Origin of the sequence: Haemophilus parainfluenzae T3T1, assembly GCF_000210895.1 — a bacterium.
Lineage (GTDB): Bacteria > Pseudomonadota > Gammaproteobacteria > Enterobacterales > Pasteurellaceae > Haemophilus_D > Haemophilus_D parainfluenzae_A.
In genome coordinates this window covers 79,326-91,500 of sequence record NC_015964.1, presented here as the reverse complement: position 1 = coordinate 91,500, position 12,175 = coordinate 79,326, and the positions used below count along the sequence as shown (strand labels likewise).

Genomic DNA, 12,175 nt, shown 5'->3' with positions numbered 1-12,175 from the left:
ATATGATCGCGAGATTAATCGATTTTTTATTGTGTCGTTTTGCCTCTTTTATTACAGGTGTTCGACCTCAAGCGGCGATTGCTGAACAATCTTCAGAGGGACATCGTGTCTATTTTGCAAATCATAACAGCCATGGTGACTTTATCTTACTTTGGATTTCATTACCTTATGAAGTGAGAAAGCAAACACGTCCTGTTGCAGGCAAAGATTATTGGACGAAAGGCGCAATTCGTCGTTTTCTAGCCTATAAAGTGTTTAATATGTTACTGATTGAGCGTAATAGCCAAGATCCACAAGCGGCAATACGACAAATGACGGAAGCATTGGAGAATGATTCGCTTATTCTTTTCCCTGAAGGAACCCGTAAAACGGATGATGATTTGCCTCTTCAACCTTTTAAAAGTGGTTTGTATTATCTAGCCAAAGAAAATCTTGATTGTGAATTTGTCCCAGTTTGGATTAGCAATATGAATAATGTTTTACCAAAAGGCTTTATTTTACCGATCCCGTTGTTATGTGATCTTTATGTTGGTGAACCATTAAAGATTGGGACAGATGAGACTAAAGGTGAATTTTTAACACGTGCTCAATCGGCATTATTAAGTTTAAACATCAGTGAAAAAGGCAAATCTTAGGAGTAAATGATGACAGAAATATGGCAACTCTTCGGTGGTTTATTTATCGCCTTAATTTTTGCTTCCACAGTGGGATATATTTTAAAACGCAGAGCTGGCGTGGATACCCCTAATAGTGTCATTGATAATCTGAATGCACGTATCAATGCTTGGTGGGTGATGATTGGGATTATCTTTATTGCGAGTTTATTGGGCTTTTATGGCGTGATTGTACTCTTTTTGATTATTTCATTTATGGGATTGCGTGAGTTTCTTTCTCTATTGAATATTCGTCGAGGCGATCATCTTGCACTCGCTGCCTGTTTTTATGTGATCTTGCCATTGCAATATTTTTTAGTCGCCATTGATTGGTTTAGTATGTTTACTATCTTCATTCCAGTATATGGCTTCTTATTTTTACCGATTCTTTCAGCATTACTGGGTGACCCTGCGAATTTCTTAGATCGTTCTACGAAAATTCAGTGGGCATTGATGATTAGTGTATTCTGTATTTCACATATTCCGGCTTTACTGACACTTGATATCTCAGGTTATGAAGGAAAAAATCTTTTATTAATGATCTTCTTAATCTTGGTGGTGCAGTCTAGTGATGTGTTGCAATACGTTTGGGGTAAACTCTTCGGCAAACATAAAATTGCGCCAACCTTGTCCCCATCCAAAACAGTGGAAGGCTTTGTTGGTGGTGTATTAAGCGCGAGTTTATTAGGTATGTTACTTCATTGGATGACGCCATTTAATGCATGGCAGGCGTTTTTAATGAGTATGTTAATTTGCCTAATGGGATTCTTAGGTGGACTCGTAATGTCAGCAATGAAACGCAGTATGGGCGTGAAAGACTGGGGGAATATGATCAGTGGCCATGGCGGTATTTTAGATCGTATGGATTCGCTTTGTTTCTCCGCACCAATTTTCTTCCATGTTGTGCGTTATTTCTGGGCTTAGTCATAAATCATGAAATAAAAAAAAGAGCGGTTAATTAACCGCTCTTTTTTATTATTGCTGATAGGTTTCTAAGAATCGTGCCAATTTGCCAATTGCCTCTTCTAATTGACCGGTATAAGGAAGTGTCACGACACGGAAGTGATCCGGTGAGTGCCAGTTAAAGCCTTTACCATGTACTAAAAGCACTTTCTCTTTACGTAATAAATCGAGCACAAATTTTTCATCACTATGAATGTTGAATTTTTTGATGTCGAGTTTTGGGAACATATACATTGCCCCCATTGGTTTTACGCAGCTAACACCAGGGATTTGAGTGAGCAACTCATAGGCTTTATTGCGTTGTTCAAGTAAACGACCACCAGGTTGAATAAATTCATTAATGCTTTGATAGCCGCCTAATGCGGTTTGAATCGCATGCTGCATTGGTACGTTGGCACATAAACGCATAGATGCCAGCATATCTAAGCCTTCAATATAGCCTTTTGCGTGTTGTTTTGGACCATTTAAAATCATCCAGCCTTGACGGAAACCCGCAACACGATACGCTTTTGATAAACCATTGAATGTAATTGTTAATACATCTGGAGCAAGGGCGGCGATATGATGGTGGACAGCACCATCGTAGAGAATTTTGTCATAAATTTCATCCGCAAAAATAATCAGATTATTTTCACGTGCCACTTCGATAATTTCTTCGAGCAATGCTTTACTGTATACCGCACCAGTCGGGTTATTTGGGTTGATCACCACGATAGCTTTCGTTTTGGCATTGACTTTCGCGCGAATATCATCAATAGCAGGGAACCAGCCCGCTTCTTCATCACATAAATAATGTACCGCTTTCCCGCCAGAAAGCGTCACAGCCGCTGTCCATAACGGATAATCTGGCATGGGGACTAATACCTCATCACCATCATTAAGAAGGGCTTGCATTGACATGGTAATCAATTCAGACACACCATTCCCGATGTACACATCGTTTACCGTTGAATCATGAATACCTTTGGATTGGTAGTATTGCACGATAGCTTTACGTGCTGAATACAAGCCTTTAGAGTCACAATAACCTTGTGCAGAAGGTAAGTTGCGGATGACATCCACTAAAATTTCATCTGGCGCTTCAAAGCCAAATGGGGCAGGGTTACCGATATTCAGTTTTAAGATTTTGTTGCCTTCTTCTTCTAGGCGTAAAGCTTCTTTGTGAACCGGTCCGCGAATATCGTAGCAAACGTGTTCTAATTTGTCTGATTTTGGAAATGAGCGCATTAATAACATCCTATGATAATTAGATTTTCATTCAAAAATTACGTCTAATTTACGCTTAAATTCTTATCTTGAAAAGATTTAATAAAAAAATTTTTTGAAAGTATTAAAGTGCGGTAGAATATGGGCTAATTTTTTGTGTATTTTATTATTTTTCATGGGCCCTTTAGAACAAGCTAAATCTGCGCTAATTCGCCAATTTGAAACTTTGGCGACAACGGATCTGCAAGCATCTATTGTACATCTTCAAACGAAGGTGGAATCGGATGTTGATCTTTTGGCGTGGATGAAAGGGCAGTCAGTCTATCCGCAATTTTATTTGCGTTTTCGTGATGAAGCTAAAACCGTCGCAGCCATGGGTAAAGTGCGGTCATTTTCAGATGTAAATTTGGCACAGCAATTTATCCAAGAACACGATTTCCCTTTAGTGGGTGGTTTACAGTTTCAAGGTGAAAGCCAGTTTATTTTGCCTCAAGTTTTAATTGAACAACAACATGGAGAGACGGAGATTTCAGTTTTTGTTGAAACAAATGAGCTTAATCTGGCAAAAGCGGTATTGAATTCATTCGAAAAAACGACCGCACTTTTATCACTTAATCAATTAACCATCGAAAGCATGGTGCCAAAAGCAAACCAAGAAACGTGGTGCGACTGGGTCAATCAAGCACTCGCTCGCATTCGACAAGGTGAATTAACCAAGCTTGTGTTAGCAAATGAAACCGTGTTTGGTCTTCAGAGTAAGTTAAACGGAAAAGATTTTCTTGCCGCAAGCCAAGCAAAAAATAGTGGTTGTTACCATTTTTTATGGGCAGATAATGCTGAAAACTGTTTTGTAGGTTCGACGCCTGAACGTTTGTTTGCGCGAGATGATCGTCAGTTATTTACGGAAGCGCTTGCGGGGACTGCGCCTGTTAGTGATAATCCAAGTGAAAATGATGAACGTGCGAATTGGCTGTTAAATGATGAAAAAAACCTCAATGAAAATTGGTTAGTAGTTAAAGATATTTCACAAAATATCAGTCACTTAGTGGAACAAATTACCGTTGATGATGTCGCATTAAAGCCATTACGAAAAGTGCAGCATTTGATTCGAAAAATGCAAGCAAAATTAACCGCACTTTGTACGGATGCCGATTTACTGAAGGCGATTCATCCAACCGCAGCGGTATCAGGTTTACCACAGCAACAAGCGAAGAAAGCTTTAGCTGAAATAGAAACCTTTGATCGTAGTTGGTATGCCGGAACATTAGGCGTGATGAGCCAAAATCTCTCAGAATTTTGTGTTACTATTCGTTCGGCTTTTATTGAAGAAAACCAAGTGCGTGTATTTGCTGGAGCCGGTATTGTGGAAGGCTCACAACCTGTAGAAGAGTGGTTGGAAATTGAACGTAAAGCGGCAGGGCTCATTTCCCTGTTTGCAGAGAATAACGGAGAATAAGAAGAATGTCTGTAAGCGTATTTAATCGTTGTTGGTCAAAGGTGATCTTAGAAACCTTGGTTCGCCAAGGGGTCAGTCACTTTTGTATTGCGCCAGGTTCACGCTCAACACCTTTAACGCTAGAAGCTGTGCGTTTACAAAATGCCTCTCGAGCAACGTGCCATAGTCACTTTGATGAGCGAGGCTTGGGCTTTTTTGCCTTGGGTATTGCGAAATCTACGCAAGCGCCTGTTGCTGTGATTGTCACCTCAGGCACTGCGGCAGCAAATTTATATCCAGCGATTATAGAAGCTCGCCAAACAGGCGTGAATTTAATTATTCTTACCGCTGATCGTCCACCTGAATTATGGGAATGTGGTGCGAATCAAGCTATCGTGCAACAAAATATGTTTGCCGATTACCCCGTTGCAAGTGTCAATCTACCGAAACCTCAAGCCGATTATGCGGCGAAATGGTTAATTTCTACGTTAGAACAAGCTTGCTATAAACAAAAACAACAACCAGGCGTAGTGCATATCAATGTGCCTTTTGCTGAGCCACTTTATAATGCACAAGAGCAAGAAATTGACACCCATCCGTGGTTAATGCCAATTCAACGTTGGTTAAGCCAGCCTAAAAATTGGGTTGATCATCAACCACTACAACAAGAAGTGCTTATGCACGAGAATTGGGATAGCTGGCGTACGAAACGCGGTGTGATTGTCGCGGGGCAACTGACGCCTGAACAGGCAATGGGGATTAACTCGTGGGCAAATACCATGGGCTGGATTTTGCTGACGGATATTCAATCTGGTGTCGAGCCACTCACCCCTTATGCGGATATTTGGCTAGCAAATCAAACCGTGAAGCAAAAATTGCTTCAAGCAGATATCGTAATCCAATTTGGTTCTCGTTTTATCAGTAAACGTATTAACCAATTCTTAGCGGAATTCCAAGGCGAATTTTGGGTAGTAGAGCAAAGTCAAAATGCAGTTGATCCAAGCCACCATACCCAAACTCGCTTTAATGCAAAAGCACATCATTGGTTGCGTGCACATCCGCCATTGCGTCAAAAACCTTGGTTGCTCGAACCGCTTGCGCTTTCAAAATTCTGTGCAACTTTTATCGAGCAACAAGTCGGCGGCAATCTTAATGAAGCCTCATTAGCACATCATATTGAGCGTGTATTACCTTACAACGGTATTTTGTTCTTAGGAAATAGCCTTTTTGTGCGCTTGGTTGATGCGTTAACGAAATTGCCAGAAGGTTATCCAATTTTCACCAACCGTGGTGCAAGCGGAATTGATGGTTTATTGGCGACCGCTGCAGGTATTGGTATTGGTTCGAATCAACCTGTAGTGGCGATGATTGGCGATACGTCCACGCTTTATGATTTAAACTCTCTAGCATTATTTAAGAATGTCACTCAACCAACCATTATTTTTGTGATCAACAATAATGGTGGTGCGATCTTTGATATGTTGCCGGTTGATGAAGAGGTAAAAGAGCAGTTCTATCGCTTGCCACATAATGGTGATTTCTCACAAATTGCGAATATGTTTGGCTTAAAATACGCTTTACCTTACACTTGGGCGGATTTAAGCGCGGTGTTGAAACAGGCTTACACACGTCGCCGTGCAACCTTAATTGAAATCAAAACGAACCCTAGCGATGGCAGTGCAACTTACAAACGTTTGATTGATCAAATTAGTCATGCTGTGATAGGGGAGTAGTTAGCACTTTTATGCTAACTAAAATTCATTTATAAATAAAGGAGATGAGTATGCTTAAGAAACATGCTTACAAAGCAATTTTTGCTGCATTAGTAACGAGCCTATTAACGGGTTGTATCGCTTATGAGGAAAGCACCAAAATCACCATGAATGATGTGCGTAATATGGATTATGGTAGCTATCCGAAAAATTACGAAAAAGCCATTCGCCAGCATTTAACTCGTACTTTAATTGATCCTAATTCTTTAATGCTTGATGGCTTTAGTAAACCAAAAAAATTCTTACGAATTACAAGCAGACGCTATAACGCAGAAACAGATACTTATAATCCAGCTGTTTTCTTAAAATACTACATTGTTTGTGCCAGAGTAAATGCGAAAAATAGCTATGGTGGCTATACAGGCTGGCAAGAACACATTTTTTATTTCCGTGATGGAAAAATTGTGAATTCAAGTGAATATGGTTTGATTGAGGGTTGCAGTGATCCAAATGATATCGTTATATATAACGAGACCTTCTCAGACGTGGATATTATTGATAAGCCATAGGATTAATGCATTTTACTATATGGTCGGGCTCAACCCGACCTAAATTTTATGTATTCCGTACAAATCATGACCAATCTTATCTTCCTCCACGGCTTACTTGGTACAAAATCAGACTGGCAAAAAGTCATCGAAAATCTACCGCACTTTCGTTGTCTCTCTCTCGATTTACCGTTTCATGGAGAGAATAAAGCTGTAGCGGTTGAAGATTTTGAGCAAACGGCTCAATTTCTTGAAAGCCAAATACAAAGCCTCATAAAAGATGAACCTTATATTCTTATCGGTTATTCACTTGGTGGGCGAATTGCACAATATTATGCATTGCAGGCTCAAGTGCAAAGAGGCAATTTACAAGCGGTGATTTTAGAAGGCGCGAATTTAGGTTTACAGTCTGAGCAAGAAAAACAAAGCCGTTTAGTTAATGACAAAATGTGGGCTGAGCGGTTTTTCGATGAAAAGCTTGAAACAGTGCTAGATGATTGGTATCAACAGCCTGTGTTTTCTCATTTAAATGGACCGCAACGTAAGTCATTAATTGAAAAGCGAAAAGCCAATTTGGGGCCTAATATAGGCAATATGTTATTGGCAACTAGCCTTGCCAAACAGCCTGATTTTCGAGAGAAAGTGCGGTCAAGTTTACTGCCATTTTTTTATTTTTGTGGTGAGCGAGATCAGAAGTTTCGTCAAATGGCTGAAGCCAATCAACTCAATTTAACGCTTATTCCTGATGCTGGTCATAATGCACATTTAGAAAACCCGACATATTTTGCAAAAAAAATTGAAGATATCGTTTTAAAAATCGCTAATTCTTAAGTCTTAAACAATAGAAAAGCTGATGCGTGAACATCAGCTTTGTGTCTTTTAAATGTAGAAAGGGGCTTAACTTTCAGCAATCCCCATTGCACAAACGGCAGCAGAACTCCATGCCCATTGGAAGTTATAACCGCCTAACCAGCCGACAACATCGAGCACTTCACCGATAAAATAGAGACCTTTAATCTTTGTGGCTTCCATGGTTTTAGATGAAATCTCATGAGTATCAACTCCACCCATTGTGACTTCAGCCGTGCGGTAGCCTTCAGTGCCATTAGGAATGAATTGCCAATTGTGGATTAAATTCTCTAAATTTTCTAATCGCACTTTACTTAAGTTTGCAATCACTTCATCTTGAATCAAGCCTTGTTCTAACCAAAGCTCGACTAATTTTTTCGGTAATAAGCGACTTAATACGGTTTTAAGCTGCAATTTCGGCGAAGATTGACGCATCTCATCTAGGTGATGACGAATATCGTTATAAGGCAATAAATCTAAATGAATGCTTTCACCAGGTTGCCAATAATTGGAGATTTGCAAAATGGCTGGGCCAGATAAACCACGATGGGTAAATAGCATTTGATGAGTAAAGGTTTTGTGTTGATTCGTCGCCGCCACATCTAATGAAACGCCAGAGAGTGCAGAGTAGAATTTGTCACTTTCTCGCCATGTGAACGGTACAAGGCTTGCACGCGGAGGAATTACATTTAATCCAAACTGTTCTGCAATTTGATAGCCAAAAGGCGAAGCACCTAAACCGGGCATGGAGAGCCCACCTGTGGCGATAATTAAATTCTGGCATTGCCATTCAACTGCATTTACCTTTAATTTGAACCGCACTTTAGGATTGTTTTCAACGGCTTCGACATCGCTCACTTCGCTGCGTAGTTGAATGCTAACACCATATTTGTCACATTCTTTTCCGAGCATCTTCACGATATCTTCTGCACCGTTATCACAAAATAACTGACCTAATTCTTTTTCGTGGTAAGGAATGCCGTACTCATAGACTAAAGCAATAAAATCCCATTGTGTATAACGTTTTAAGGCGGATTTGACGAAGTGTTTGTTCTGGCTGATATAACGGCCAGACGTAATTTCCATATTGGTGAAATTACAGAATCCGCCGCCAGACATTAAAATTTTTCGGCCAATTTTCTTACCGTTATCAAAAATGGTGGCTTGTTTGCCCAGCTTTCCTAACTGTGCGGCACAAAATAAGCCAGCAGCACCGGCTCCAATGATGATATTTTCTGAATAATGAGACATAGCTTATTGTGAGGTTTGTCCTTTTTCAAAATAGTCTATCATTTTGATTCGTTGGATGACAGTACGACGATCCACGGCAGCATTACCTGAATCTAATAATTGCTGCCAATAAGCTTTGGCTTTTTCAGCTTCATGATTTTTAAAAGCTTCAGTCGCCAATAATGTGATTACCGAGATTTCATGTTTATCTTGTTTTAACGCTTCATCCATTATTTGCTGGATTTGTGGTGTGATATTTTGGCCGGCTTGATAATAAAGAGCGGTCGCTTTGAGACCTAAAATAGCGGGTGTTGTGCCTGAAATTTTTTCTGCATTGCTATAGGCGATGAGCGCATGATCAAATTCATCATTTTGCATATAAGCATCACCTAGCTGGGCCCAAAGTTCAGGATTATTCACATCTTCTCGAATTTTATTTTGAATTTTGAGCACCATATCTTCTTTTTGGTGCACCATTGATGTATCTACTTTTTTGTTGGCAAGCTCAATCATCTCTTTTTCACCTTGCTGAACACGCTCAAAACGATCAAGGGAGAAGTAATAACTTAAAGGAAGAAGCAATAAGATTGCAAAGACCCAAATGGCGGATTTTGTTTCAAATTTGACCGCACTTTTTTCTTCTTTAGGCGCTGTATGAGTTTGATTTTCAAGTGGTTTAGGGGCGTCTTCTGATTTTTTAGTGGAAAACAAAATTAACGCAAAAGCACCAATTAATAGCAAAATAGGCAATAGCCAGAGTAGTGCAGTATTCCATTGGAAAGGGGGCTTATAGTTCACGAAATTACCGAAACGTGCAGTCATGGTGTCGATAATTTGCTGATTCGTTTTTCCTTCATCCACCATTTTATAGACTTCAATACGTAAGTCATAAGCAATCGGCGAATTGGACTCAACTAAGTTCTGATTCTGACATTGTGGGCAACGTAAAGATTTTGCCAGTTCAACAGCTCGAGTACGATCGGCTTGGTTTTTAAACGCATAGGTATCCACCATTTCTGCGTGAGCAAAAAGGGCGAAAGTAAGTAAAAGTGCGGTCAGAAATCGGGTTAATTTTTTCATTTTACTTTTTAGTTAATTCATCAAGTTTTGGTTTGATCTCAGTGAGCCACGTTTCACGATCCATATACCCTGAATGACGATAACGGATCATGCCGTGTTCATCGACAATATAGGTCTCTGGTGCACCATCTACGCCTAATTGCATCGCAAACTCACCACGGTTATCGTCAATCGTGAGTATAAATGGATTGCCCATGCGTTCTAGCATCGCAATACCGTTTTGTGGTTTGTCACGATAGTCGATTCCAACAATGGGGACTTCTTTTGAAATTTCCATCAAGAGAGGGTGTTCTTGTTGGCAATAGCCACACCAACTTCCCCACACATTAAGCAGGAAAGGTTTCTTTGGGAAATCTCTTGGGCTGACGATTTGACTCGGTTCAAGCAAATTTGCTTGATAGAATTCCGGCACGGGCTTATTAATGAGTGCAGAGGCAATTTGTTTTGGATCTTTATGCAAACCAACAAAAAGCAGTAAGCAAACGCTCAATAATAAAATCAGTGGTAAAAACAAAATAAACTTTTTATTCATCGCGTTTTCTCTTCAAATTGATGGCAGAACATAATGCGCCAAGTGCCATTAAAATGCCTCCGAGCCATAACCAGCGAATAAGCGGTTTATAATGCAAGCGGAATGTGAACTCACCTTTGCCTAAGTTATCGCCCATAACAATATATAAATCACCCCAAAAGCCTGCATCTAAGCCCACTTCACTCATGGTCATGGTGCGAACATCATAATAACGGCGTTCTGGTACAATTTCAGCGTAAGGTTTGCCTTGTTTTGACACGTTAAAGAAAGCGACTTCGGCGGTAAAGTTTGGTCCAATTTCATTGGAAAAACGATCGTAGTGGAATTCAAATTGACCTAATTGTTGGCTTTGTTGTGGTGCAAGTCTAACACCTAATTCACTGCCAAAGTAACTACTCATCACGGCACCCATTGTGGCAATCGCCACGCCACAGTGTGCGAGAATCATCCCGAAATAGGCAAGTCTGACTTTTGCCCAATTTTGCCATAAGGTGACGAATAATACCCAAATAGCGAGGGTGAGCAACACATAAGCGAAGAAATGGAAACGTAACGCACTGTCATTTTGCAGCGCATTCCAAATCATGCCATAAGCCATCACTGCAGCGGGAATAAGTAATAACAGACGTTTGAAAAAGCGTTTCTTATCAGCCTTAAACCAGTTTAAGCAAAGTGTGCCCGCCATGGCAAAAAGCACTAACGTGAGCAAGGGCAAGAAAATACTATTAAAGTAAGGCGCGCCCACGGAAATACTGCCCCAATTCATGGCTTGGAATAGCATTGGATAGAAGGTGCCTAAGAAGGTACTGACGGTGGCCACGGTCAATACGATGTTTAAGCCTAAAATCGCCCCAGTTTTAGAAATAAGCGGAAATTTGACCGCACTTTCGTTGGTATTTGTGCGTAGCGCAAATAAGCTGAGCGAGCCGACAGTCAGTAAGAAGAAAATGAGTAATAACACATAACCACGGGAGCTATCTAAAGCAAAGGCGTGAACGGAAGTTAATGCGCCTGAACGGACAATAAATGTGCCTAATACACTGAATGCAAAAGCGAGTAGGGAAAAGAGTGTTGTCCAGTAGCTAAACATGCCTTGCTTTTCAGTCACCATCAAACTGTGTAAAAGTGCGAGTCCCAATAACCATGGCATAAGTGAAGCATTTTCTACTGGGTCCCAGAACCACCAGCCGCCCCAACCTAATTCATAATATGCCCACCATGCACCGAGCACGATCCCTAATGTTAAGAATAACCAAGAAACGAGAACCCAAGCTCGCATCGCACGAGCGATTGCTTGTGTAGAACGATTAAAGATTAAGGCAGAAATGGACATGGCAAAGTTTACGGCAAAGCCCACATAACCGACATATAAAAGTGGCGGATGGAAAATTAAGCCAATATCTTGCAGCATTGGGTTGAGATCTCGCCCTTCCGAAGGGGCAGGAAAAGCACGTCCAAATGGATTAGAGTAGAACAAAATGAAAATAGCAAATCCAAGACAAATTAAACCGAGCAAAGAAAGGGTTTGTGCAGAAAAAGTGCGGTCATTTTTGCGAGAGAAAAAGGCAAAAGCCACCAACCAAAGACTTAATGTGAAAAGCCAAAATAAAATGGAGCCTTCATGTCCGCCCCAAGTAGCGGCAACTTTAAAAAATGTCGGTAGTTGAGAATTGGAATGTGCCGCGACGTATTCCAATGTGAAATCATCTGTTGCAAAAGAGTAGGCGAGAATGCCGATGGAAACGCTTGTAAAAATACCGAAGCAATAACTTAATCCCCAAGCTGTATTGGTTAGAGTGGGTTTATTTCGCCAAATACCAATTTGCGGCACGATGGAAAGTAAGAGCGCCGCGGTGGTGGCAAAGAGTAATGAGAGAAATCCGAATTCGGGGAGCATAGTATTCTTCAGTATTAATGGTTGTATTTGACAAAATAAGGTTAATTTTAAGCATGAAAAACATACGTAA

At 40.5% G+C, this 12,175-nt stretch carries 11 protein-coding genes; 6 read left to right on the top strand and 5 right to left on the bottom strand.

Features of this window, described 5'->3' with window-relative positions:
- The first annotated feature begins 2 nt into the window (after positions 1 to 2).
- The gene (locus tag PARA_RS00465; RefSeq protein ID WP_014064047.1) at positions 3 to 635 is read left to right on the top strand and encodes a lysophospholipid acyltransferase family protein; all 633 of its coding nucleotides are present in this window, start codon (positions 3 to 5) and stop codon (positions 633 to 635) included.
- 9 nt (positions 636 to 644) lie between these two features.
- Complete coding sequence (locus tag PARA_RS00460; RefSeq protein WP_014064046.1) at positions 645 to 1,577, top strand: phosphatidate cytidylyltransferase; 933 nt, start codon at positions 645 to 647, stop codon at positions 1,575 to 1,577.
- Positions 1,578 to 1,628: 51 nt separating this feature from the next.
- Here PARA_RS00460 and PARA_RS00455 read toward each other — a convergent pair whose 3' ends face one another.
- Positions 1,629 to 2,843: a pyridoxal phosphate-dependent aminotransferase gene (locus PARA_RS00455; RefSeq protein ID WP_014064045.1), complete on the bottom strand. Its 1,215-nt coding sequence runs from the start codon at positions 2,841 to 2,843 to the stop codon at positions 1,629 to 1,631.
- Positions 2,844 to 2,997: 154 nt separating this feature from the next.
- On the opposite strand from PARA_RS00455, the gene PARA_RS00450 reads away from it, so the two are divergent.
- The 4 genes from PARA_RS00450 (at position 2,998) to menH (ending at position 7,348) form a co-directional block, all read left to right on the top strand.
- Positions 2,998 to 4,278, top strand: coding sequence for an isochorismate synthase (locus PARA_RS00450; RefSeq protein WP_014064044.1), 1,281 nt, complete (start codon positions 2,998 to 3,000; stop codon positions 4,276 to 4,278).
- 5 nt (positions 4,279 to 4,283) lie between these two features.
- Entirely contained in the window at positions 4,284 to 5,990 is a 1,707-nt protein-coding gene (menD, locus tag PARA_RS00445; protein ID WP_014064043.1) for a 2-succinyl-5-enolpyruvyl-6-hydroxy-3-cyclohexene-1-carboxylic-acid synthase, read from the top strand.
- Positions 5,991 to 6,040: 50 nt separating this feature from the next.
- Positions 6,041 to 6,538, top strand: coding sequence for a hypothetical protein (locus tag PARA_RS00440; protein WP_041918185.1), 498 nt, complete (start codon positions 6,041 to 6,043; stop codon positions 6,536 to 6,538).
- A gap of 66 nt (positions 6,539 to 6,604) precedes the next feature.
- Positions 6,605 to 7,348 (top strand): 2-succinyl-6-hydroxy-2,4-cyclohexadiene-1-carboxylate synthase, encoded by a 744-nt coding sequence (gene menH, locus PARA_RS00435; protein ID WP_014064041.1) that lies wholly within the window; start codon positions 6,605 to 6,607, stop codon positions 7,346 to 7,348.
- Between the two features lie 66 nt (positions 7,349 to 7,414).
- On the opposite strand, the gene PARA_RS00430 is transcribed toward menH, so the two are convergent.
- The 4 genes from PARA_RS00430 to nrfE are packed head-to-tail and all read right to left on the bottom strand — an operon-like array spanning position 7,415 to position 12,105.
- On the bottom strand, positions 7,415 to 8,617 hold the full coding sequence (locus PARA_RS00430) for an NAD(P)/FAD-dependent oxidoreductase (protein ID WP_014064040.1): 1,203 nt from the start codon (positions 8,615 to 8,617) through the stop codon (positions 7,415 to 7,417).
- A gap of 3 nt (positions 8,618 to 8,620) precedes the next feature.
- Positions 8,621 to 9,676 (bottom strand): heme lyase NrfEFG subunit NrfF, encoded by a 1,056-nt coding sequence (gene nrfF, locus PARA_RS00425; protein WP_014064039.1) that lies wholly within the window; start codon positions 9,674 to 9,676, stop codon positions 8,621 to 8,623.
- A 1-nt stretch (position 9,677) separates the two neighbouring features.
- Positions 9,678 to 10,208, bottom strand: coding sequence for a DsbE family thiol:disulfide interchange protein (locus PARA_RS00420; protein ID WP_014064038.1), 531 nt, complete (start codon positions 10,206 to 10,208; stop codon positions 9,678 to 9,680).
- Positions 10,201 to 12,105, bottom strand: a complete 1,905-nt coding sequence (nrfE, locus tag PARA_RS00415; RefSeq protein WP_014064037.1) for a heme lyase NrfEFG subunit NrfE — start codon at positions 12,103 to 12,105, stop codon at positions 10,201 to 10,203. The genes PARA_RS00420 and nrfE overlap by 8 nt, the downstream gene beginning before the upstream one ends.
- Positions 12,106 to 12,175: the final 70 nt, after the last annotated feature.